This is a genomic window from Rufibacter immobilis, from assembly GCF_003721565.1.
GTDB lineage: Bacteria > Bacteroidota > Bacteroidia > Cytophagales > Hymenobacteraceae > Nibribacter > Nibribacter immobilis.
Window position 1 is genome coordinate 992,934 of record NZ_RJJE01000009.1, and the last position, 23,842, is coordinate 1,016,775.

A 23,842-nucleotide genomic window follows, 5' to 3' on the forward strand; every position below is an offset into this window, starting at 1 on the left:
ACGCCGGGAGCGCCTTATGCAGAGATTAGGCATTAGCCGGAGCCGGGTAAGCGAACTGTTCAACGGCAATAGCGCCAGCGGTTTCACCGGAAACCTTTCCAAAGACGAAGTCCAGCAGCTGAGACAAGACGAAAGCGTGGCCTACATTGAGCCTGAGCAGGCTGTCCTGCTGGGGAAAGCCACACCGTCCTCCACCTCCGCGACCAGCACGACCAGCTCCACGCAGGAGATCCCGTGGGGCGTGGCCCGGGTGGGCTACGGCGACGGCACGGGCAAGACGGTGTGGGTGATCGACTCGGGCGTGCAGTCCTCCCACCCCGACCTGAACGTGGACAAGGCGCGGAGCAAGTCCTTCATCTCCGGGGTTAGCTCCTGGGAGGACGGCTACGGCCACGGCACCGGCGTGGCCGGCGTGATCGGGGCCAAGGACAACGGCCTGGGCGTGGTGGGCGTGGCGGCCAACGCCACCATCGTGGCCCTCAGGGTATTCGACGACAAGGGCGCCGGCACGCTCACCCGCATCTACTCGGCCCTCAACTACGCCTACCAGAACGGCAAGGCGGGCGACGTGGTCAACATGAGCCTCAGGGTGGACGGCTCCACCATGCTCGACGACCTGGTGAAGAAGACCGCCGCCAAGGGCATGTTCGTGGTGGTGGCCGCCGGCAACTCCTACGTGGACTGCAAGGCCGACTCCCCCGCCCGCGTGGTGGCCCCCAACGTGTACGTGGTCTCCAACATGGACAGCAACGGCAAGTTCAGCCCCACCTCCAACTTCGGGGCCTCCGTGCGCTACGCCGCCCCGGGAACGAACGTGAGGACCACCTGGAAGGGCTCCGGCTACGCCACCGCCAACGGCACCTCCTACGCCGCCCCCCACGTGGCCGGCGCCCTGGCCCTCACCGGGGGCAAGCTCCGCTCCCAGGGAACCGTCACCGCAGACCCGGACGGCAAGCCAGACCCAATCGCACTCAAGTAGACAAAATAGGAACCTGCCACCTTGCAGTTCTTGAACGGAAACACCCCCTAAGCTTTCGGCTTAGGGGGTGTTTCCGTTTTATTTTTATCAGCTTGTACATTCAGAAGCCTTACTTTGAGTAACGGGTCATCCAACCTTTTACCTCAAATACAGTATTTAAAATATACAATAGTTTCTACTCTCCAGAGACTCATTCCGTTGAATTAAACCTATAACTATGAAAAATTTACAAGCTTATTTCTTCGCCCTCATGGCGATTGTGACCTTGTCCTTGTCCAGTTGCGATGTCATAGGTGACATCTTTAAAGCGGGCATGTGGGCTTCGGTGATCATTATAGTCTTAGTGGTCCTGCTGGTTCTGTGGCTTTTAAGAAAAATACGGAGATAACTGTTTTGGGCCAGTTTTAGGAAAAAGAGCCCCTAAACAGAAAGGCCACTCCCATGGGAGTGGCCTTTCTGTTTATCTAAGTAGATCTTCTATTGTTTTACAACCCGGATCACTTCTTTGGCGGTGGCTGTTTTTACCTGCACCAGGTACATTCCTGAAGTTTGGCCTGCCAAATCAAGCTCTATTGGCTGAGACAGGCTCACTTGCTTCTGGAACAACAGTTTGCCGGTGCTGTGGAAAACAGCGATCTCTGCTTCTTCCGTGGTACCTTTGCTCACCAAGCTCACTTTACCGTCAAGGGATGGGTTTGGGTAAGCACTTAGCTGCAGCTGTACTTTTACCGCAGATTTAACCGGACCCAAAGCCACTACTTTAGAGTATTCAGTAGTACCGTCAAAGTCTGTCTGCTTCAGGCGGAAGTACTGGGTTTTAGCTGGGCTAGCGTCTGCGATCTGCTGTTTATAGGCGATAGCGATGGCGCTGTTACCCGCTCCTTTCACCGGCTGCCCTACGGTTTTGAAGGTTACCCCGTCTAAACTTTGCTCAATAGTGAAATAGTCGTTGTCTTTCTCAGAAGCGGTACCCCAGTCCAGTTGAATCTGCTGGTTTACTCTTCTTGCCTGGAAGTGGGTTAACTCCACTGGCAATGTACCTGGTGTTTGCCCAACGGGACTTTTGAAATCTTTCACCGCAAAAGGAGAGAAAGAAGTGATGTTGGTACGGGTAACAGAGTAAACTCCATTCTGTAACACTACATTAGAAGCATTTCCTTCATCCCAGGCACCTTGGTGGTAGTGCATCAGGAATGCTTGCTCTGGTTGGGCACCAATCATTTCCGTTGCGGTCCATTGCAAAGTCATGTCTAAGTTTGTGCCACCGGCAATACCTTCGTCAATAATCCAGGTCTTGTTCACCAGAGCGGTTTCTAAAGAAATACCACCTGGCAAGTTTTTCTCATAAGAGGTATAGACACCGTCAATTACGTGCACGCTAAAAGTGTCTGCCACGCTACCGGCTTTCAGTTGCAGCTTAACGGGAGATACTTTGTCAAGCCCTACAGGAAACACTGCACTTTCTCCGGCAGCCAATCTCATTCTCAGGCGGCCTTTTCCTTTGGTCACTACAAAGCTCTGGGCATCATAAATGATTGCTTTTTTGCTGTCTTCCAGCACCACATCATAGTTTCCTAATTCAAGCTTAGCGCCATTTTTCAGCTCCAATTGACCAGACACTACAATGTTTCTGGTTAATTTCTTCACCAGGCCGCTGGTGATATCAAAGATGAGGTTACCATACTTAGCCTCTTTCACCTGAGTGCTGCCATCTTTGTAGATCACGGTGCTGGCAGGGTCAATGTCCCCTAAAATAGGTAAGGATGCATTGTTGAAAGTGACCGTGGCACCCGCAGCTAAATCCATGTTCACACCTTCCAGGGAAACATTGGCAGGCACATTGAATTCAATCTCCCGACCTGTACCAATCACCAACTTGGAAGTTGGGTGTAACTCAATTGACTTGCTCAACTTAGGCGTGTACCAGATAGAATTCTGCACAATAAAGATCTGGTTGGGTGCAGTAAAGGAAGTAGGTACTTCTCCAGAGTAGAAAATACCGTCTGTATTCCAAGAAGCCAGGTTACTAAGTTCGGTTCCAAACAGTACATTGCTGTAGAACACTTTGGGTTGAGGTTTGTACTCAGCAGTAGTCAGTTTGAAGTTATCAATAGACAGCAGATCTTTTCCACCGCCGGCTGCATCTACCCACCTAATGGTCAATTCCTGGTTAGGCTCCAATACTATGGCACCTAATTGCTCTCTTACCGCTTTTTGGTTTGCGCTGGCAGTACCATCCAGAGATCTTCTTCCGTTAGCAATTACAGGGGCCCGCAATGAGGCAATAGACGTCCAGTTACCAGTGGTGCTGCCTTTCTCATTGATACGGTACTCAAGCACCAGACTAGTCACCGCAGAACCGTCATACCACTGCTGCAACACAAATTCAAGTCCTATGTTGGTCAAAGACTTGCCTGTGGCATTGCTAAATCTCACTTTATATATGAAGGCGCTGGAAGAAGAAGCGTAACCGCCCAAGCCACGGTTAGTGCTATAGGATCCGGTTCCAAAGCTCTTTAAACCCGCTCCTGAAGGATCTCCATCATTGATTTGAATGCTGGTAATGTTACTGTTTCCCAACTGTGCGCTCCATCCGGGCAAAGTTTCTTCATTTTGCCAAGAACGATTTAAACTTGAAAACCATTCATCCCAGACAGATTCAAACCTTGGCAACCCATTGAAGTCTTGTGTATAAGAAGTACCTATGGCCTTAATAGGGTGCGACTGCGCAAAGGAAGAAGAAGCAACTGTTAACGAAATAAGCCCTACTAAAAAAGCTGCTCTTAAATATTGTAAAACTGCTACCATACCTACCTGTTTTTGACCTATTCCAATGATTTATTTTCAACAGAACAAAGGTATGGCGATTAACAGGTGCAATTCAATAACCTAACTCATTGCATTAAACAAACAAAAATTCAACAATGGATTAAATAAACCCAATTTTAAGAATAAAAATTGACTTCTATTGCCATGAAATGAGCTTTATGCTCGGCGAACTCAAGCATATTCTAGATGAAACAGGTGAGCAGTAGGAAGAAGTTAGATTTTAGATGTAAGCTTATAATTCATCCTTTAAAGGAAAATAGACAAATATTGTTTATAAAGTATAAAAAGTTGTTTATTTATTTATAAACTTTTTTTAAGAAGTCTTTTTTAAGTACAAGTCTAAATCTTAGGCCATTTATATAAATGAGACATGCATACTATTTAGGAAATCGATTGAACAGCCTAAAAACGAACTCTTTTCTTAGAAAATATGCATCACGGGAGAGAATGGTCGGAAAACCTCTATGCAATTATTTACTCCACTAATTCCTCTACCAGATCAGCCATCTATGACTACAGTGCTTTCCTCCCTATAAAGACCTTTGGAACTTGACCTATATAAAACATAACTATTTTATACAGCGCTGGGAAGGTTGTAGCATCAGCATAGGGCATGTTCTCGTCAACTACATCTACTTCGTTCCTTAGGCTCAGCGGGACAGGGTGGACTGGCAAAAAAAAAGAGGCCTACAGGAGGCCTCTTTGAAATAAGCTAGCAACTAATTACTTTCTGCTTTTCTGTGGCATGGTGCCCAAGATCCAGTCCCACAGCGGGGAAGAAACTCCGTACGCCCGTTCAGGATCTTTGTAGTGGTGAATGCTGTGATGAATCCAGAGCTGTTTCAGGAAGTTCTTAGGCGGGGCATAGGCGTGTACTGCGTAATGCACAAACAGATACAGTGCGTACCCAAACAAGAAGCCCGCTACTAACCCAAACACCAGCGATCCAAAGATCAGCTTGAACACAAAAAAGAAGAAAGACGCAATGAACAGACTCACAATGGGCGGCATGGCCAGACGTGTCTTGTCTTTAGGGTAATCATGGTGGTTACCATGGAAGGTGTACTGAATCTTCCGCTTGAACTCATTGGTAGGGGCCATGTGGAAGATGAACCGGTGGGCCAAGTACTCTACTAAAGAGAACATCAGCCAACCGGCTAAAAACAAACCCACTGCAGACAAAACATCCAGAAAGCCATACAGGAAGCCGTACACCAACAATCCGGCGGCAATTACCATGAAGATGGAAATGGGTAGGGCAATGTGCGTGTGCGTCATCCGCTCCAGCACGGGGTTCTTGAATAATGTTGCAGATCCTTTATGACTCGGTTTCATGGTTGAAAAAATTAAATGAAACGGTTCTATCCGTCAAACACGCAAAAATAACGAAAAATATCAGAGAAAAGGCATAATCTGCCGTTGCAGCACGGCCGTCACTTCTTCTACGGTACGTTCATTCACCACTATTTCCAGGAGGGCCTGCCGGTAAAACGGCTCCCGCTGGGCTAACGTATGGGAGAGATACTGCAAAAGTTCTTCGGGGGTTTTATCCCGCAGCAAGGGCCTCACCTGTAGGTCATGAGCGGTGAACCGGGCCGCTAGTTCCTGGGGAGAAACTTTTAGATAAACAGCCACTCCGCTTTCTACCATGTACGTCATGTTCCCATGAAAGCAGGGTGCGCCGCCCCCGGTAGCCAACACTACGCCGCCTTGGGCAGCGGTAACGCTCCGCAGCGCGGCCGCCTCCGCCTCTCTGAAAAAGGCCTGCCCCCGCTGTTCAAACAGTTGCGCCACTGAGAGTCCTTCGCGCTGCTCAATGAGGAAATCCAGATCAAGGAAGGTAAACTGCAAACGACCCGCCAGTGCCTTGCCTACGGTAGACTTCCCGCACCCGGGCATCCCTACCAAGAAAACGATTGCCGAACGTGGCTCCTGAGACAAAGGCATTTTTGCAGTTCTTTGGAATATAAATAAGAGATAAGGCAGCTTGTGTTTAGAGGCTCTTTTTCCAGAAATTGGCCTAAACTGACATTCAGAGCCGAAGACAAACGGCCCGAAGGCTATGGAACTTCAACCAGACGATTGGAACCGGGCAGAGGTGCGGCATGGAAAGGCAATCTATATAGGTTAGCGTTTAGGGGCTCTTTTTCTAAAAAGAGCCCCTAAACACTAATTGCCTACCAGTTTCTGTACTTCCTGTAGCGTGGGCACATCATTGTGGTGCCATTTACCTACCACTACGCCGTTCTTGAACAGGAGCAAACCCGGGTTGGCCCTAATCATAGTCTTGAGCACGGTGGCATCTGCAAAGAAATAAGGAGCCGCCAGATTCACCTCGTGGCGGAACACATCAAAGTCCTGGCTGCTGCTGGAGGTAATCACTACCGGTACTACCTTGGGGCTTGGGTTTTTCTCCAGCCCCTGCAGCAGCGCATTGATTTCCTTAAAACTCTCCTGATCGGCTTTGCTTACGTCTTTCACCAGCACCAGCAGCCGGTTTCCTAAAAACAGTTCCTGCGTGAAGTCGCCTTGGTCATTCCAGACGTTGAAGTCAGTGATCTTTGGCCCATCCTCAGGGTTCTGGGGCACCATTTTCCTGAATTTAAACGTGGTATCCGTAGGGTACGTGTCAAAAATGTGTTCCTCGCCGCCTTTTTCCATAATGTACTGGTACCGCAGCGGGGCCGACGGTTTCATGAGCTTGGGAATATTGGCGCCCACGCGGTAAGCCCGGAAGTCAAGGTACGGCTCATGCAGGTAGGCGTACACGCCCATTCCCACGCTCAGCACCGTAGTCACCAACACAATAGTGCCGGTAGTGGAGCCTTTCATGCGCGCGAAGGAAAGCAGGTGCCGTTGCGTGGCCAACAGTACTACCAGCAACACCAGCAGCGCCACGTCTTTCCCGAAGGATTGCCACGGCGTCAGCTTGATGGCATCGCCAAAGCAGCCACAGTCGGTTACCTTGTTGAAGTACGCCGAGTAGAAGGTGAGAAACGTAAAGAACAGTGTCAGGAAGAAGAGGCTCCACAGCACCGTTTTCAGGCGCCAGCGCACCAGCAAAGCCACCCCCAGCACCACCTCCAACGTACTCAGGAAAATGGAGAGGTACAGCGCGTACGGTTTGAAGACCAGGAAAACCGGGGAGAAATCCGAAGAGAAGACCTCAAAGTACTCCTCCAATTTGATGGCGGTGCCCACGGGGTCGTTCAGCTTGATGAGGCCCGAAAAGATGAACAGTCCCCCTACCGCCACCCAGGCGAATCGGCTAAGCAGACGCGGCAGCATGATTTGGGTAGTTTAGTTTGATGAGACAGAAAACAGCATAGTTGAGCATGTCACGGTAGTTGGCCTCCACGCCCTCAGAGACCAGCGTTTGGCCGGCGTTGTCTTCAATCTGCTTGGTGCGGTAAATCTTCATCAGGATCAGATCAGTCATGGACTCTACGCGCATGCTGCGCCAGGCTTCATCGTAATCGTGGTTCTTGTCTTCCTGCAACGCCCGTGTTTTCCTGATCTGGTCTTCGTACAGCGCCTGCACCTGCTCTACCGGCAAGGCCTGCTCCTCTACGACCTGCGCCAGCAGCTGTTCCTGCATGAGGGCAATCACGCAGTAGTTTACAATGGCCACAAACTCAGAAGTAATGTCATCCTGGATTTTCTGGGTGCCTTTCTCCTGGATGGACCTGATGCGTTGGGCCTTGATAAAAATCTGATCTGTGATGGAGGGCAACCGGAGGATGCGCCAAGCCGTGCCATAGTCCTGGGTTTTCTTCAAAAACAACTCTTGGCACGCGGAGATCACACGCTGGTATTCCTGGGCGGTTTGGTGAATCAAGTTTTTCGTTTTACTTTTATAGAAACTGAGAAAATAGGCCAATTGAACGCGAAAGATACACTTTTTTGCAAAAAAACCACCCTCAACTGCGGTGGTAGGTTGGTCTCGCTGCGGCAGCCCACCGTGATGGGGATTCTCAACATTACCCCAGATTCTTTTTACGCCCACAGCCGGCTCCAGGGCATTGATGCCGTCCTGCAACAGGCCGAGAAAATGCTCACTGAAGGGGCTACGTTCTTAGACATTGGCGGTTATTCTACGCGCCCGGGTGCCCCGGAGGTTACAGAACAGGAAGAGCTGGACCGCGTAGTACCTACCATAAAGGCACTGGCCCGGGAGTTTCCGGAGGCTCTCCTCTCCGTAGACACCTTTAGAGCCAAAGTTGCCCAGGCAGCCGTACAGCAAGGCGCGCACCTCATCAATGATGTGTCTGGCGGTACGCTGGATGAGCGCATGTTTGACACCGTAGCCCAACTGGGGGTACCGTACATTCTCATGCACATGCGCGGCACCCCACAGAACATGGCTACGCTTACCACGTATGAAAACGGTCTGCTGGAGGAAATCATCTCCTTCCTGGCCCAGCGGGTAGCGCAGCTGAGAACCGCCGGCGTAAAAGACATCATCATAGACCCGGGTTTTGGGTTCGCCAAAAATATTGACCAGAATTTTGAGCTTCTGCGCCGCCTGCGCGAACTGGAACTCCTTGAGTTACCGCTCTTAATAGGTCTTTCGCGCAAGTCTATGACCTATAAAGCCCTGCGGGTGGGGCCAGAAGAAGCTTTAACCGGCACAATTGTTGCCAATACGCTGGCGTTACTCCACGGGGCAGACATTCTGCGCGTGCATGACGTGAAGGAGGCAATACATACCATTGAAATAGTAAGAAAGACACTGACCGCTTGATAGGACTGTTTTCCATAGGATTTTTAGAGATTGAGTGGCTGGACATCATTGATGTGCTGCTGGTCACGGTACTATTGTACCAGCTCTATAAACTCCTCACCGGAAGCGTAGCCCTCAAGATCTTCTTAGGCCTGCTGTCTATTTACCTGCTGTACCTAGTGGTGAAAGCTGCCGGCATGGAACTGCTCACCATCATTCTAGGTCAGTTTATGGGGGTGGGCGTACTGGCGGCCATCATTGTGTTTCAGCCCGAGATAAGGCGCTTCCTGCTCATGATTGGCAAAACCACCGCCTTCAACAATGAGCGCCTGTTTAAAAGTTTTCCGTGGCGACGCACAGAAAATCCAGACAAGTTGTCCATCACGCCGTTTGTGGAGACTGCCAAATCGCTGGCCGGCAAGAACACCGGGGCGCTCATTGTGTTTGCCAGAAGCTCTGAGTTGCGCTATTTCGCCGAGTCTGGAGATGCCATTGACGCCATTGTGAGCAAACGCCTCCTCATTTCCATCTTCAACAAAAACAGCCCGCTGCACGACGGCGCGGTGATCATACAGGGCAACCGCATCAAAGCCGCCCGCTGCATCTTGCCCGTGACGGAAAGCAATGACGTGCCCGCTTCCATGGGGCTTCGGCACCGCGCGGCCATCGGTCTCACCGAAGTCACCGACAGCGTGGTATTGGTGGTATCTGAGGAGACCGGCCAGATTGCGCTAGTCCGCAACGGCGAGGTGCACCGCAACCTTTCCGCCGCCGACCTCCGCTCCAAGCTCAACCACTACCTCTTTGACATTGAGCCCAAAGTAGTGGAGAAAACCGCCGCCGCCTAAGGCTCCACCAATTCCTTTGCCACACGGCAGCTCAGAAGAACTGAACGTCATCCAACTTCGGGTTAATTCTAAGCACAAAACCTGTGTGTGGTTTTGCCTGTCTTCAGCTTTCTTTCTATTTTCTACAGAAGTCACGCGTTTATGGCCTGTTTTTCAGAAAAGAGGCTCTAAACGCGGTTTATTCTACTTAAGCCTGAACACAGCAAGCCCGGCCTTGCTATCCAAGAAAACTTTGTAATTTATGGGCGCCAAACTATCCAAGATAAAATGCGCCTGCTCCCACTGTTCACTGGTTTCCTCTTCCTGCTTTGCCTTCCGTCTGTTGCACAACAAGTCCCCAAAGAGAAAACAGACCGCCAACTCACACAAAAGCTGCTGGCTCTCACCAAAGACTTCAAAGGCGATGTGGGAATTTACGTGCGGCACCTAAAAAGCGGCAAAACGGTAGCCATCAACGCAGACACCCTCTTCCCTACCGCCAGCATGATCAAAGTGCCTATTATGGTAGGCGTGTTTGACAAGATGGAGCGCGGCGAGTTGAACCCTAAAACCATCCTCCGCTACCGCGATTCTCTCTATTATGCCGGCGAAGACATTGTGGGCAATTTCAAAGACAGCAGCACGGTGGCCCTGGGCAAAATCCAGATGCTGAGCATCACCACGTCAGACAACACCGCCAGCCTTTGGTTGCAGCAGCTGGCGGGCACCGGCACGGCCATTAACATATGGCTGGAGAAAAACGGCTTCACTCATACCCGCATGAATTCCCGCACGCCCGGCCGCCGCTCTAACTGGGAGAAATACGGTTGGGGCCAGACCACGCCCCGCGAGATGGCCACGCTGGTGACCATGATCAGGGAAGGGCAGGCGGTGAGTGCGACGGCCAGCGAACGCATGTACCGCAACCTGGGCCGCATTTACGTAGATGACATCGCTCTCTCCCAGATTCCGCCAAACGTGCACACGGCCTCCAAACAGGGGGCGGTGAACAGATCAAGGTCTGAAGTGGTTTTAGTGAACGCCCCGCACGGCGATTACGTCTTCTGCATCATCACCAAAAACCAGCAGGATGAAAGCTGGAACTACAACAACGCCGGGTACGCTCTCATCCGGGCAGTGTCTAAAACACTTTGGCAGCACTTTGAACCCAAATCTGATTGGAAACCGGCACCCGGTGTGGAGAAGTATTAACCGGCGAACCGGTAGCGAAGCCCACAGAAACAACTATCCCGTTTAGCGGCTCTTTTCCCAGAATCAGCCCCAAAACATAAAGCCCACCATCGGCACCCGGTGCTTCTGGTGGGCTTTCCCCTTCATGAGCCTATAAGACCTTATTCACTGGCTTCCCCCCCTATCAGATCTTCTTATTTTTCCTCTGACAACGGCGCAATTGCTAACCCGAACACATCTTTTAAAGCGCGGCGGGCAGCATGGTAGCCGCACATGCCGTGCACCCCGCCCCCCGGCGGCGTAGACGATGAGCATAGATAAACTCCTTTCTTAGACGTCCGGTACGGCGATATTCCCAGCACCGGGCGCGTGTACAGTTGGCCCAGGTCAATGATGCCGCCGTTGATGTCGCCGCCAATATAGTTGGGGTTGTGCGCCTGCATTTGCGCGGTGTTCATGGTGTGGCGGGCCAGAATCAATTCCCGGAAGCCGGGGGCGAAACGCTCCACCTGCCGCTCTATGGCCTCGGTCATGTCTACCGTAGAACCGTTGGGCACGTGGCAATAGGCCCAGGCGGTGTGTTTTCCGGCGGGAGCTCTGGTAGGATCAAACAGGCTTTGCTGCGCCAGGAGCACAAACGGTTTCTCCGGATGCCGGCCCGCGGCCGAAGCCTGCTCAGAAGCGGCAATTTCTTCCAGAGTGTTGCCCAAATGTACGGTTCCGGCCTGGCGACAAGCGGCCGCCGTGAACGGAATAGGACCATCCAGCGCCCAATCTATTTTAAACACACCCATGCCGTAGCGGTAACGCTGCAGCTGTTTCCGGTAGAGAGGAGATAATTCATCGCCGGCAATCTCCAGCAGTTGTTTAGGTGTCACATCCAGTAACACCGCCTTGCTTTGAGGTAGCTGCGCCAGTGAGGTAACATAAGAACCAGTTTCTATCTTCCCGCCCAAGCTTATGAAATAAGACGCCAGCGCATTGGCAATCTGCTGGGAGCCACCTTTGGGAACCGGCCACCCCTGTAAATGCCCCACCGCCATGAGTACTAATCCAATAGCCGAGGTGGTAAGGTTAGACAACGGCTGTATGGAATGCGCCGCCATACCCGCCCACAACCCGCGCGCCTCCTGCGTCTGGAAACGCTTGGCCAGAAACGTAGCGGAGGTAAGCGCGTTCAACCCGAAGGCTGCCATGCCTATTGGGTGGCGCGGAATCCGTAAGGGCCCCAGTACATCGGGGGCCAATGCCGGCCAGTTCTTCACCAAAGGCTTCAGCAGGTTCAGATAAGTCTGTTGGTCTTTGCCCAGGGAGCGGGCCGTTTCCTCCAGAGAAGTAGCCAGAGCGGCGGCAGTTCCGTTGTCAAAGGGGTGGGCGGCGGCCAGCGCCGGATAAAGGAATTCCAGCCCGTGTTCCCGTAGCGGCAAGGTCTTGAAAAACGGCGACCCAGCCGCCAGCGGATGGATCGCCGAACAGACATCATGCACAAAACCGGGCAGGGTAAGCGCCTGTGACCGCAAACCGCCGCCAATCTGGTCTTTGCCTTCCAGCAGCAGCACGCTCAGGCCTGCCTGCTGCAGCGCAATGGCGGCTGCCAATCCGTTAGGCCCAGAACCTACTACTACCGCGTCATATGCTGCCATGGTTTATTCTCTGTTTACGTACGTTGCCTTATACTGCAAAACTGTTCCATCGGCTTGCCGTTTAGGGGCTCTTTTTCTGAAAACGGCCGCTAAACAGATTTCGGTTCTTGCGTATAGAAAGCCACAAGCTACTCATTTTCTATGGCAGACGCGCCTTTTCTCCCGCTCTTTCCCCACCTCACGCCTGTGCTGAGCAACGTGACGGTGCTTGACCTGGAAACCACGGGAGTAAGCGGCAGCAAAGGCCGAGTCATTGAAATAGCCGCCTTGAAAGGGGCTCACGGACAAATAACTGGGCGCTTCCACACGTTGGTGAAACTGAGAGGCGAGCTCCCTGAAAAAATAACCCAATTGACCGGCATTACGGCCCAAGATCTGATTCACGGCATGGAGGAACGCACGGCTTTCTCTATTCTCAAAGAGTTTATTGCAGACAGTACCGTGGTTGCCCATAACGCGACTTTTGATTTGGGCTTTCTGTACAGTACCTACCGCCGCCTGAAATTAGGCCCCGTCCAGTTTCCGTTCCTGGACACCTTGTCTGTGTGCCGACTGCGGCAGCCTTCGCCCAGAAGCCTGCCCGATATGTGCAAGGCCTACGGCATTCCGCTCACTAAATGGCACCGTGCCTTGCCAGACGCCACCGCCACCTGGCACCTGCTCCATCGCCTGCACGAGGAAAGCCCCCTGGACGAGATGCGCAACAAGTTGGTCCTCAACCCCAAATACGGAGTACCCTACTGGCTTCCGCCCTTGGCGGAGGTGCTTCCCTTTCCTGACAAACCTTCGGGCGAGAGCCTTATATAGTGCATTAGCTTACTTCTTCTTTCTCCAATAAGACAAACCCAATATCACGCAACAGCGGCACCTCCTGCACTTGCCGTATTTCTCACCCTAAAATGCAGTATTAATTCAAACCACCTCCTTCTTCTGGCTCCGTTAACTGTAGAACAACAGGAATAACAGCACATCAGTTTTAGCATTATTCCTACTCCAGGTTTTATCAGCGTTACAGAAAGAAATGAAGATGGGAAAGTTGCGGTTGATTTGGATACTCCTGCTCAGCGGCTGGCTCTTCTCCTGCTCAGAGGAGGATGAATTGCGGGAGCCACAACAGGAAACCAATTTTTTGGCGGGGCAGGTACATCCCCTACAGGACACAGATGACCTGGACCCAATCCTAGCGGAAATAGGCAATAGCCAATATGTTTTGATTGGGGAAGCCTCGCACGGCACCTCAGAATTTTACACCTGGCGCGCCAACCTTACTAAGCGCCTCATTCAAGAGAAAGGCTTTACGGTAGTCACCGTGGAAGGAGATTGGCCCGCCGCTTATATCCTGAATCAGTACGTGCAGGGCCAACGGAACGGTACAGCCCAACAGGCCTTACAGGCATTTCAGCGCTGGCCAACCTGGATGTGGGCAAACCAGGAAGTAGCCACATTCTCTGAATGGCTCCGGCAGCATAACCAAAGTTTACCCGCAGCCCAGAAAGCAGGGTTCTATGGCATGGACGTGTACAGCCTCTGGGAATCTTTGGCAGAGGTGCGGGCCTATCTTGAAACCGAAGCCCCTGCCATTGCCCACCTGGCCCGCGAAGCCCAAAATTGTCTGGCCCCTTTCAACCAGGATGAACAACAGTATGCCCAAGCCACTGCCCGGGGTACCTCCTGCGCAGCACCATTACAGGCGCTACTGGAAGCCGTGCAGGCACACCGGGCCAGCCAACCCGCCAACGATGAGGCGGCTTTCAACGCCGAGCAGAATGCACTGGTAGCTGTGAACGGTGAACGGTATTATTACCAGATGATCAGGAGTGACGTAACGTCTTGGAACGTGCGTGACCGCCACATGCAGGAAACCGTGAACCGTCTGGTGGCGCACCGGGGCAACAGCACCAAAGTGGTTGCCTGGGCGCATAACACCCACGTGGGTGATGCCCGCTACACCGATATGGCCGGCGCCGGAATGGTCAACATTGGGCAGCTTCTGCGCGAGCAGCATGCAGGGGCAGGTGTGTATCTGGTGGGCTTCGGGACTTATCAGGGGCAGGTAATTGCCTCTACCCAGTGGGGCGGCGCTGTACGGGCCATGAGCGTTCCGCCAGCCAGAGTCAACAGCTGGGAAGACCTGTTGCACCGGTTCAGCGTCCAAGACAAACTCCTCCTCCTGCGGGAACTCCAGAGCAGCCCGGAAGCCATGCAAAGCAGAGGCCATAGAGCCATTGGGGTAACCTATAACCCCGCCGCCGAAGGCGGCAACTATGTGCCCACTGTTCTGCCGCGCCGCTATGACGCCTTCTTGTACATAGACCAAACCAAGGCGCTTACGCCACTCTCAGGCAGCGGGCTGTAACGCCTTATCTCATCACCCGACAAGGAAACGAGCTGTTTCCACAAAAAAGGGGAGAGCTTTACGGCTCTCCCCTTTTGGCTTTTGTTTAAGAAGTTCTTGATGGCTTCTGCGCAAATGGCGTCTGTAGTTAGTCAGGCTACAGCAACCGCACGCTTTTGGCTACATCGTTTCCTTCTTCGTCTTTCTCAATGTCAAATTCAACCCGGTCACCTACGTGCAGCTCATTGAAGTCTGTGTCAATCACGTTGGTGAAGTGGAAGAACAGGTTGTTTGGCGGAAACTTGATGAAACCATACCCGTTTTTCAGGCTCATGATTTCTCCTTCGCCACGCCCACCCTGGATCATCACCTCATCCTCATCGTCCTCATGGTGGTCTTCGGCCACCGCGTGATTTCTCTTTTGATCTGGCTGCACAAACAGCCGGTGAATGGTGGAATCATGGCGGGCGATGCGCTGGTCAATAATGCCGTGCATGGCCATAGGGTAAGTTACCTCGGCTAACAGATCCTGTGACGGGCGCGTTGTCATCCGCTGTCCGTTATCAGTGGTGTACTCAAATTCCCAGGTAAGGGCCATTACGCGGGTTCCCAGGGTGTTGACTTTGCGTACCATAGGCACGTAATCTCCGTCTGAAGAGATTAACACCAACACATCGAACCGTTTGTAAAAGGCCTGCTCAAACGCCTCCAGGGCTAACCAAACGTCTATGCCGCGCTCCTGCTTGTATCCTTCCGGCGTAGTCCGCACCGGCAGGTAATGGGTAGTCACTCCCTCAGACATCAGGATGTCGTCAAACACGCGATCCCAGTAAAGGGTGTCGCCGCGCTGGCTGGCTTCGTAGGCATTGAGTCTTCCCCGGAAATAGTGGGCGTCTACAATTCTGCAGAAGCGAGGGTCTACCCCTTCTTCTTCCGCCACTTGTTCCCGTATGAATTCATGTAGGCCAGAAATGCTAATCCTACGTTTGCGCTGGTGGCCGTAGGCGTAGTAATTGCTGACCTGTAAGAAATAATTGCCGTCATAGAAGACGCCAATTCTCACTAATTTGTCCTGCATGTTGTTCTGTTTTTTGTCTATCTGTTATTTGTCTTTCTTCTATCTCATATGTATCTGTTAGGGTGTTAAATTCAAGTCAATACATGGTGGTGGAGGGAGAAATGGAGGAGAAAGCGGTAAAAACAGAGAGACGTTTAGATGGGGGAAAATCTGAAAACAATACTCTAATTACAGTATAGAAACTTGGGAGGAATATTTTGCTATAGCTTATTAATACCTTCATTTATCTAGTCTGGCCGACCACTTTCTAATTCATAATCTATCCATTCGCGTCTAAGCCATACATCACTACCGCCAACCCACTTGCACTCAGCAGATTCTGCCAAGTGCCTTAGCGCTTTATAAATAATTAGGCAAAAGTAGGCAATCATTCCTATGCGGGCAACCTAAATTATTGAAGCGTTAATTTATACTAGAAACGGCGCCAGGGGCAGTTCTAGTACCTGCTCCTGGCGCCGTTTTACACTTTATTTTAGGGGAAGCGACTAGAGCGTACGCCCTACCGCTGGCAACTCTTTCTGTCTACTGTACTTTTATCGTAAATGAGACCGGTTCTCCCTTGTACGTGGCATCAAAGGCAATCCGGTCACCGGCCTTAACGTCTGAATTGGGTAAGGCAGTGGCTTTACCCGCTGCGGGCTTGTCTTTGCCCGTGGCCCAGGAGTACAGCTCAAACGCCTGCATTTCTTGCCGGTCTTTCAGTTTCAAGGCTTTTATTGGCCGTGCTCCCCGCACCAGGTAAATACCGGCTATTTCCAACCCTTCCACCGCATTGATCACTACGCCCGCTTTCAATTCATCCAGGGAATAACTGCGCGAAAGCTGTACGGTCTGCCCGTCTTTGAAAAGCAAAGGCTTGATTCCTTCTTGCGCCCAAGCAGAGGAGAAATTGAATAGAAGAGCAAATACCAGGCTCACGAAAAACCGTTTTCTGAAGTTTGGAGATGTTAACATAGACATAATTATATAGTTTAATGGATAATAAAATACTGCTATAAACTGGTGGTTTTACTTCATAAGAGCGGAGTTTATTGCTTTCCTCTGCTTCTAATTTACCTATACTTAAAACTAATAAACTAGTTTAACAACTAACTATATAGTTTTATATTGCTCAAGATTTATTCTTTAATCAAAGTTCAGGTAGTTAAAAAATAAGAACGGCCTGACCTTAAAAAAAGGACAGGCCGTTTAGGGGCTGTTTTTCCGGAATTAAGGTAAAACCAGCTTGGGCCAAAAGCTTTTGGAAAGGAATTACCTGACCGGATAAGTGACCGAGACATCCTGGCCTTTGTACCGGGCCTGGAACGCGATCCGGTCGCCGGGCCGGACATCCACCTTGGTGATGGCGGAGACGGTGTCTGGCAGACCGGCAACGCCTTCCTTGCCGGCCAGCCAATGTGCCAGGTTCAACGTCTTCAGTTCCAACTGGTTTTGGATGGCTTTTGCCCGAAGGGGCCGCTCGCCGCGTAGGTGGTAAATGTTCAGCACCTCCATCCCCTCTGCAACTTTAATCATCAGGTCACCCTTGAGTTCTTCCGGGGTGAACCCAACCAGCGGGCTCACCGTCTGCCCATTTTTAAAGGTTAGCAGAAAATGCCCTTGGGGCGTTTGGGCCGAGGCCGGGGAAAGCGTGTCCGTGCACAGCAGCACCGCGGCGAACACAAAGACAAACAGACGGTAACGGTTCATAGATGAGAGAGTTAAGGGTGGAAAACAAAAGCGACTACGCAATACAACTAGTTACTCAGTTTTTAAACTATAAGTTTAGTTACTTTATTTCATCGCTCGTTTGGTTTTATTTCCCACCGTTCCCGGAACCGTTGAAACCAAAAAAACGGCCCGCCTTCTTTTGTGCGAAGGCAAGCCGTTTTAGAGCCGTTTTCCGGAAAACGTGCCCAAAATGCCTAGCTTTTCAGCACGCCCAGCTCTCTGCCTACTTCGGTAAAGGCCTGAATGGCTTTGTCCAAATGTTCCTGGGTATGCTCCGCGGAAAGCTGCACGCGTATACGGGCCGCGCCTTTGGCCACTACCGGGTAGTAGAAACCAATCACGTAAATGCCTTTCTCCAGCATTCTGGCCGCGAACTCCTGCGCCAAGGAAGCCTCATACAGCATCACCGGCACAATGGGGTGCACGCCCGGCCTGATGTCAAACCCGGCGGCGGTCATGTTCTCTCTGAAGTATTTGGTGTTCCACTCCAGGCGGTCGCGCAGTTCTGTGGTGGAGCTCAGCAGTTCCAGGACCGCCAGTGATCCGCCCACAATGGCCGGGGCCAGTGAATTGGAGAACAGGTACGGGCGCGAGCGCTGGCGCAGCATGTCAATGATTTCCTTCTTGCCGGTGGTAAAGCCGCCCATGGCACCGCCCAGCGCTTTACCCAAGGTACCGGTAATGATGTCTACGCGGTCCATCACGTTATGGTACTCGTGCGTGCCGCGGCCAGTTTTGCCAATGAACCCACTGGAGTGCGACTCATCTACCATCACCAACGCTTTGTATTGGTCTGCCAGGTCGCAGATTTTGTCTAGTTGGGCAATGGTACCGTCCATGGAGAAAGAGCCGTCTGTCACAATGATGCGGTGTTTGGCACCCTGGGCTTCCTGTAGTTTGGCTTCCAGGTCGGCCATGTCATTGTGCTGGTAGCGGTAGCGCTGGGCCTTGCACAGCCTGATGCCGTCAATGATGGAGGCGTGGTTGAGGGCGTCTGAGATAATGGCGCTCTGCTCATCAAACAAAGGCTCAAACACCCCGCCGTTGGCGTCAAAGGCGGCGGCGTACAGAATGGTGTCCTCGGTGCCCAGGAACTCGGCCAGCTTTTGCTCCAGTTGCTTGTGGATGTCTTGGGTACCGCAGATAAAGCGCACCGAGCTCATGCCGTAGCCATGGGTATCCAGTGTGCGTTTGGCCGCCTCCAGCACCGCCGGGTGCGAGGACAGCCCCAGGTAGTTGTTGGCGCAGAAATTGAGCACCTCGCCGGTCTGCTGCGTCCTGATCTGGGCGTGCTGCGGGGTCACAATCACCCGTTCGTTTTTATATAAGCCGTTGGCCTTGATCTCGGCTAACTGCTGTTCTAAGTCTGGTTTTAAGGTTTCGTACATATAGCTTCTATCAAGAGTATTGGTTCTCTGTTTTGGGCCTGTTTCTGGAAAAACGGCCGCTAAACGCATGGGGCTGGAACAGTATTTTGTGCCTGTGGCCAAGCTTATCCGGCCTCTACGTAATTCCCGTATAGTGTACCACGCATTCGCCTCCAAAGATACAAAACCTCTTCACTCCTCCGTATTTTTTGGAGCCGCCTGAATAACGTACATTTGTTTTCCTATTTCAGCACCTGCATGACAAAAACGAAAAATGCCATCTTAGTGATAGGCGCCTGCGGACAGTTAGGCTCTGAACTCACCCTGGAACTCAGAAAAATATACGGCGATGACCACGTGGTGGCCGCCGATATCCAGTACCCCAAGCAGGCCGAGCTGCGCGAAAGCGGCCCTTTTGAGATAGTGGATGTGCTCACGCCCCAGCACCTCACAGACCTTACCTCCCGCTATAAATTCAAGCAGATCTATCACCTGGCAGCAATCCTTTCCGCTACCGGCGAGAAGAACCCCAAGTTTGCCTGGCGCCTGAACATGGACGGCCTCTTCAACGTGCTGGACTTCGCGCTGGAGCACAAGGTGGAGAAAGTGTACTGGCCGTCTTCTATTGCGGTCTTCGGGCCGGGCACGCCGCGCCAGAACACGCCCCAGGACACCATCATGGACCCCAACACCGTGTACGGCATCAGTAAACAGGCCGGCGAGCGCTGGTGCGAATACTACTTCCAGAAATACGGGCTGGACGTGCGCAGCCTCCGGTACCCCGGCCTCATTGGCTACAAAGCGCTGCCCGGCGGCGGCACCACAGATTACGCCGTGGACATTTACCACCAGGCTCTGGCCAAAGGCACCTACAAATGCTTCCTAAGCGAGCACACCCGCCTGCCCATGATGTACATGCCAGACGCCCTCAAAGCCACCCTGGACCTGATGCACGCCCCCGCTGAGCTGGTGAAAGTGCGGTCTTCCTACAACCTGGCCGCCATGAGCTTTACCCCGCAGGAAATTGCCACCAGCATTCAGCGCCATTACCCAGACTTCAGCATCACGTATGAACCAGACGCCCGCCAGCAGATTGCGGATTCCTGGCCGCAGAGCATCAATGACAGCGCCGCCCGCCAGGACTGGGGCTGGAAACCCACCTATGACCTGGACGCCATGACCGATGACATGCTCCTGCACCTGAAGCGCATCAACAACTAAACTTCCTGCATTAGGCATTGAATAAAGCCCCGGTAGTTCCCAGAACCGCCGGGGCTTTCTGTTTAGCGGCCGTTTTTCCAAAAAGAGCCCCTAAACGCAAAGCCTGTAAAATATTACCGCTTCATCTTTAACCCGTTACGCTCCGGCCAGGGCCGAACTTTTTCAATCACAGCGGCGCTTCGCTAATATTGCGGCTCATTTAATTCTCCCATCAATTTTTAAGCACATGTTAAAGAAATTCTTTATTGCCGGCGCCTTCTTTCTCACCTTGGGAGTGGCCGCGTCTGCCCAGGAAGTAAGCTCAGACATTAAACCCGCCGCCGGAGACTTGACCGCCGAGGTGCAGCTGAGCCTAACCGGCACCAACAACAGCACCATTAACTTAGGCTTGAACCAACTGCGTGGCCGTTATTTCCTGAGCCCCACCACCGCCGTACGCGCCTCCTTCACGCTGCAAACTGAAAATGAAGACCTGAACGACGATTTCAACCGCACCTCTACCTTCATTTCACTGGCCCCGGGTATTGAGAAACACTTTGCCGGCACAGACCGTCTGTCTCCGTACGTAGGCGGTGAAATCAGCATTTCCAAACTGTTCGCGAACGAGGAAAACCCTTATGGGGAGGTGGAAGGCGCCTGGTCTAGCGGCGGCAACAGCAACAGCATCTCTAACCGCAACTACTTCGCCTTAGGTTTAAGAGCCGTGGCCGGGGCAGATTTCTACTTTGCCAAGCACGTGTACCTGGGAGTGGAATTCGGCCTCGGTTTCCAATATGAGAAAGAAGGAGACGTGAAAATCAAGCCCAACTCCGGCCCCAACACCACCATTGACGGGGAGCGCGGCACCTTCAGATTTGGACCTAACGTGAACAGCGGCCTGCGCTTAGGTTTCGTGTTCTAAGACATAAACGCCTTTTGAAAAGCCCGGTGGTACTGTTACCCCCGGGCTTTTTTGTGCCTTCCTGTTTAGGGCCGCTTTTTGAAAAACAGCCCCTAAACGGAAACCGATATTCCATTGGGCGCGGAGGCAACTTTTCCCCTGAAACCCAAGTTAGAAAAACGGCATCTCTAAAGAGCAAGGCGCTATGATTGTAAATCCGGATGAGAAGGGCTGGGAAATCATTTACCAACAGGCGCACGCCCTGCTGGCCGCTGAGATAGGCTTCGCGTGGCTGCCCGCCAAACGTCCCCTTCACTTCATGCAGACCCTGGCCGCCATCGCCCAGCACGACGATGGGCAGAAAGACTGGACCGGCCACTATGCCCTTACTCCCGCCGGGGCACCCGCCAATTTCACGCAGCTGCCTTTCAGTCTGGAGCAGGCCCGGCAGGTCATGAAAGAAGCCCGCTTCCAGGGCCGGTGGCGCAGCCTGCTCACCAGCATGCACCTCTCCTTCCTGTATGAGGAGCTGCGTGGCCAGAAACAGGAGTGGGATACCTTTTTAGACGAGCAACAGACCAACCAGAAACTGTGGCGCCAGCAACTCAAAATAAAGAAAGCCGAGGCCCGGTACGCCTATGACTTCATGCAGTGGTGTGACCGTTTCTCCCTCATTCTGTGCCGCAATGAGCTGCCGGAGATGGAACGGGCCCTGGAAATCAGCAACGGGCCAGACGGAATCAGGTATGAGGTGACCCTGCTCAAAACCGGAGTGGTGCAGGTTAACCCCTGGCCGTTTGAGGTGGCGCAGCTCAACATTAGCGTAGAAGCCCGCTGCCTCACGCAGCTGCAGTTCGGGTCAGACCAGGAGCTGGCGCAGGCCATGTGGCAGGCCCCCATCCACCGGAAAGAATGGGAACTGAGCAAAGTCAAATAGCCCGTTAATTTTCTTCTGGTAAAATCCTGGCAGCCGTGCCTACGCCGCGGCACCTTCCCCTCCCGCTTTTCGGGCCATTGCTTTGTGCCGCCAACAGGTGCTTGGGACTGCCCGCCATAGGATGAATGTTCTTGCAAATATCCTGTTTCTCAAACTCTGTGGCGGGTTACCCGTTAAAAATAGTTCGAACAAATTCTTTTTTCATGATGGCCATTCACACTTCCTCTGACAATGAACTACGCTCTATCATCTTTGAGAAGGAGCGGGTGATTGTCAAGTTTCTGGACGAGAACTGCGAAATCTGCAAAGCACTGGCTCCTTCCTTCAAGAAATTCTCGGAGAACCCCACCTACCAAGACATCACTTTTCTGCAGATGGATGCGTCTGAGAACCCCGTTTCCAGCAAGGAAGTGAAACTCACCGGCACCCCCTTCTTCGCCATCTACTTCAAAGGCACTTTGCGCGACTGCGGCTTGTTGTCTACCGAGGAAAAAGTCCGGAAGTATCTGGACCGTTTACTGGCGTGCAAAGAGTAGCCGTTTAGGGGCCGTTTTTCTAAAAAAAGCCTCTAAACGCTTATATATGTTTACTTTGCAGGCGCTTTCCCTTTACTGCATGCAAAGACCTTCTTTCCTCTTTTGGCTGCCCGTTTTGCTTAGCGGCGGCCTGCTGTTTTCCTGCCAGCAGTCGGCGTCATTGGCAGATGTGCGCCCAGAGGCACAGGTTGCCCCTTTACCCGCCCCAGACCTACCGCTTTCCACCATCAGTGTGCCCATCTCCATTCCCGTGGCCGCCCTGGAAGAACGCGTGAACCAGGAACTCAAGGGTGTGCTCTACGAAGATAATTCCCTGCAAGACGACAACCTCATGGTGAAGGTGACCAAAGCCGGCCCCATGAAACTGGGTGCCCAGTTCAGCAAGCTGAGCATGGAAGTGCCGCTCAAGATCTGGGCCAAAGGCCGATGGCAATGGAACGCCTGCGAACTCTGCAAATCCATCCAGAAAACGGAGGAAACCGAGTTTGAGGTGGTGGTACGCACTGAGAGCCGCCTGCAGATCCAGCCAGACTATACCCTCAAAAGCTACACCACCGGCGATTTTCAGTGGGGGAACCAAAAACCCGCTTTCTCCATGGGGCCACTAAAGATAAACCTGGCTCCGTTCATAGAGCCTCAGCTAAAGGCGCAGATTGCGCCTATGTTGCAGCAGTTAGACCAGGAACTAGGCAAGCGCGTGCCGCTCCAGCAGTATTTGGGGCTGGCCTGGAAAGAACTGCAAACCCCTGTGCTGCTGCACCAGCAGTACAACGCCTGGCTGTCCATTCACCCGCAGGCCGTACGGCTCACACCGCTGGAACTCCAGCAGAACCAACTGAGGCTACAGGTAGGCGTTGATGCGTTCATACGGGTCACCACGGGGCAGAAACCAGAGGCAGTCAAAACCTCGGCACTGCCCAGTTTTATCCCGGCCCGCACCCTGCCGCCCCAGGCCCAGCTGGCCATTGCCAGCGATGTCTCCTACCCCTACCTCACCCAGATGCTGCAGAAGGAACTGGAGAACCAGACGTTCTCTTTTGAAGAAGGCAAACACCAGCTTTCTGTGCACAGCCTGGACGTGAGCGGCAAAGGCACCCAACTGCTGCTGGCACTGGATGTGAGCGGACAGTCTAAGGCAGCGTTTGTCAAGAAGAAGTTTCAGGGGAAAGTGTGGTTGCAGGCCACGCCCGTGTATGACGCCGCCACCCAGAGCATTAAGGTGAAAGACCTGCAGTTTTCCATCCAGACCCGGGACCAACTGGTGAACACGGCCCAATGGCTGCTGCACAACAAGGTACGGACCCAACTGGAGCAGCAGATGGTGGTGCCCGTGAAAAGTCAGTTGGCTTTGCTGCGGGAGTCTTTGCAGGCGGGTCTCAAAGAACAGGAACTGCAGAAAGGCATTTGGCTGCGCGGCACCAATTTCACCATTGCCCCAGACACTTTGCTGGTTACGCCCGCCGGTATACGCGCCCAGTTCTTGGCCACAGGGCAACTTTCAGTGCAGTTTCAGTAGGCTGTCCCTTTCCTCCCCTCTTACCGCTTAGGGGCCGTTTTTCAAAAACAGCCCCTAAACGGCATTTCTT

Annotated in this window: 21 protein-coding genes; 11 read left to right on the forward strand and 10 right to left on the reverse strand. The window is 52.6% G+C overall.

From position 1 onward, the window contains the following. On the forward strand, positions 1–979 hold a 979-nt coding region (locus tag EFA69_RS11280; protein ID WP_245964549.1), incomplete at its 5' end, for a S8 family peptidase. Between the two features lie 477 nt (positions 980–1,456). On the opposite strand, the gene EFA69_RS11285 is transcribed toward EFA69_RS11280, so the two are convergent. The 5 genes from EFA69_RS11285 to EFA69_RS11305 all read right to left on the reverse strand — a co-directional run bounded on the left by EFA69_RS11285 (position 1,457) and on the right by EFA69_RS11305 (position 7,646). Next, positions 1,457–3,415 (reverse strand): T9SS type A sorting domain-containing protein, encoded by a 1,959-nt coding sequence (locus EFA69_RS11285; RefSeq protein ID WP_183906758.1) that lies wholly within the window; start codon positions 3,413–3,415, stop codon positions 1,457–1,459. A gap of 1,116 nt (positions 3,416–4,531) precedes the next feature. Beyond that, entirely contained in the window at positions 4,532–5,143 is a 612-nt protein-coding gene (locus tag EFA69_RS11290; RefSeq protein ID WP_123133169.1) for a sterol desaturase family protein, read from the reverse strand. 60 nt (positions 5,144–5,203) lie between these two features. Continuing rightward, positions 5,204–5,755 carry a shikimate kinase gene (locus tag EFA69_RS11295; protein ID WP_123133170.1) on the reverse strand — a complete coding sequence of 184 codons (552 nt, stop codon included), beginning with the start codon at positions 5,753–5,755 and terminating at the stop codon, positions 5,204–5,206. A gap of 222 nt (positions 5,756–5,977) precedes the next feature. After that, complete coding sequence (locus EFA69_RS11300) at positions 5,978–7,096, reverse strand: BT_3928 family protein (RefSeq protein WP_123133171.1); 1,119 nt, start codon at positions 7,094–7,096, stop codon at positions 5,978–5,980. After that, positions 7,077–7,646, reverse strand: coding sequence for a DUF1599 domain-containing protein (locus EFA69_RS11305; RefSeq protein ID WP_123133473.1), 570 nt, complete (start codon positions 7,644–7,646; stop codon positions 7,077–7,079). The genes EFA69_RS11300 and EFA69_RS11305 overlap by 20 nt, the downstream gene beginning before the upstream one ends. A 42-nt stretch (positions 7,647–7,688) precedes the next feature. Between EFA69_RS11305 and folP the strand changes: the two genes are divergently transcribed. From folP to EFA69_RS11320, 3 genes are all read left to right on the forward strand, one after another. Continuing rightward, positions 7,689–8,552 carry a dihydropteroate synthase gene (folP, locus tag EFA69_RS11310; protein ID WP_123133172.1) on the forward strand — a complete coding sequence of 288 codons (864 nt, stop codon included), beginning with the start codon at positions 7,689–7,691 and terminating at the stop codon, positions 8,550–8,552. Beyond that, on the forward strand, positions 8,549–9,379 hold the full coding sequence (cdaA, locus tag EFA69_RS11315) for a diadenylate cyclase CdaA (protein ID WP_123133173.1): 831 nt from the start codon (positions 8,549–8,551) through the stop codon (positions 9,377–9,379). The genes folP and cdaA overlap by 4 nt, the downstream gene beginning before the upstream one ends. A gap of 267 nt (positions 9,380–9,646) precedes the next feature. Beyond that, positions 9,647–10,570 (forward strand): serine hydrolase, encoded by a 924-nt coding sequence (locus EFA69_RS11320; RefSeq protein ID WP_123133174.1) that lies wholly within the window; start codon positions 9,647–9,649, stop codon positions 10,568–10,570. A 173-nt stretch (positions 10,571–10,743) separates the two neighbouring features. On the opposite strand, the gene EFA69_RS11325 is transcribed toward EFA69_RS11320, so the two are convergent. Continuing rightward, the gene (locus tag EFA69_RS11325) at positions 10,744–12,192 is read right to left on the reverse strand and encodes a phytoene desaturase family protein (protein ID WP_123133175.1); all 1,449 of its coding nucleotides are present in this window, start codon (positions 12,190–12,192) and stop codon (positions 10,744–10,746) included. A 141-nt stretch (positions 12,193–12,333) separates the two neighbouring features. Here EFA69_RS11325 and EFA69_RS11330 point away from each other — a divergent pair, with 141 nt between their 5' ends. Both EFA69_RS11330 and EFA69_RS11335 read left to right on the forward strand, forming a co-directional pair. Further along, positions 12,334–12,999, forward strand: a complete 666-nt coding sequence (locus EFA69_RS11330) for a 3'-5' exonuclease (protein ID WP_123133176.1) — start codon at positions 12,334–12,336, stop codon at positions 12,997–12,999. A 214-nt stretch (positions 13,000–13,213) separates the two neighbouring features. After that, positions 13,214–14,548: an erythromycin esterase family protein gene (locus EFA69_RS11335; RefSeq protein ID WP_245964550.1), complete on the forward strand. Its 1,335-nt coding sequence runs from the start codon at positions 13,214–13,216 to the stop codon at positions 14,546–14,548. A gap of 136 nt (positions 14,549–14,684) precedes the next feature. On the opposite strand, the gene EFA69_RS11340 is transcribed toward EFA69_RS11335, so the two are convergent. The 4 genes from EFA69_RS11340 to kbl all read right to left on the reverse strand — a co-directional run bounded on the left by EFA69_RS11340 (position 14,685) and on the right by kbl (position 18,703). Beyond that, the gene (locus EFA69_RS11340) at positions 14,685–15,605 is read right to left on the reverse strand and encodes an NYN domain-containing protein (RefSeq protein WP_123133177.1); all 921 of its coding nucleotides are present in this window, start codon (positions 15,603–15,605) and stop codon (positions 14,685–14,687) included. 522 nt (positions 15,606–16,127) lie between these two features. Next, positions 16,128–16,559 (reverse strand): hypothetical protein, encoded by a 432-nt coding sequence (locus tag EFA69_RS11345; protein WP_148041333.1) that lies wholly within the window; start codon positions 16,557–16,559, stop codon positions 16,128–16,130. A 297-nt stretch (positions 16,560–16,856) separates the two neighbouring features. Further along, positions 16,857–17,294 (reverse strand): hypothetical protein, encoded by a 438-nt coding sequence (locus EFA69_RS11350; protein ID WP_123133179.1) that lies wholly within the window; start codon positions 17,292–17,294, stop codon positions 16,857–16,859. Positions 17,295–17,509: 215 nt separating this feature from the next. Further along, complete coding sequence (gene kbl / locus EFA69_RS11355; RefSeq protein ID WP_123133180.1) at positions 17,510–18,703, reverse strand: glycine C-acetyltransferase; 1,194 nt, start codon at positions 18,701–18,703, stop codon at positions 17,510–17,512. Positions 18,704–18,940: 237 nt separating this feature from the next. Between kbl and EFA69_RS11360 the strand changes: the two genes are divergently transcribed. From EFA69_RS11360 to EFA69_RS11380, 5 genes are all read left to right on the forward strand, one after another. Next, on the forward strand, positions 18,941–19,903 hold the full coding sequence (locus EFA69_RS11360) for an NAD-dependent epimerase/dehydratase family protein (RefSeq protein WP_123133475.1): 963 nt from the start codon (positions 18,941–18,943) through the stop codon (positions 19,901–19,903). A gap of 226 nt (positions 19,904–20,129) precedes the next feature. After that, positions 20,130–20,804, forward strand: coding sequence for an outer membrane beta-barrel protein (locus EFA69_RS11365; RefSeq protein WP_123133181.1), 675 nt, complete (start codon positions 20,130–20,132; stop codon positions 20,802–20,804). A 184-nt stretch (positions 20,805–20,988) separates the two neighbouring features. After that, complete coding sequence (locus EFA69_RS11370) at positions 20,989–21,720, forward strand: DUF3891 family protein (protein WP_123133182.1); 732 nt, start codon at positions 20,989–20,991, stop codon at positions 21,718–21,720. 203 nt (positions 21,721–21,923) lie between these two features. Beyond that, entirely contained in the window at positions 21,924–22,256 is a 333-nt protein-coding gene (locus tag EFA69_RS11375; RefSeq protein ID WP_245964551.1) for a thioredoxin family protein, read from the forward strand. Between the two features lie 79 nt (positions 22,257–22,335). Further along, positions 22,336–23,772, forward strand: a complete 1,437-nt coding sequence (locus EFA69_RS11380; RefSeq protein ID WP_183906759.1) for a DUF4403 family protein — start codon at positions 22,336–22,338, stop codon at positions 23,770–23,772. Positions 23,773–23,842: the final 70 nt, after the last annotated feature.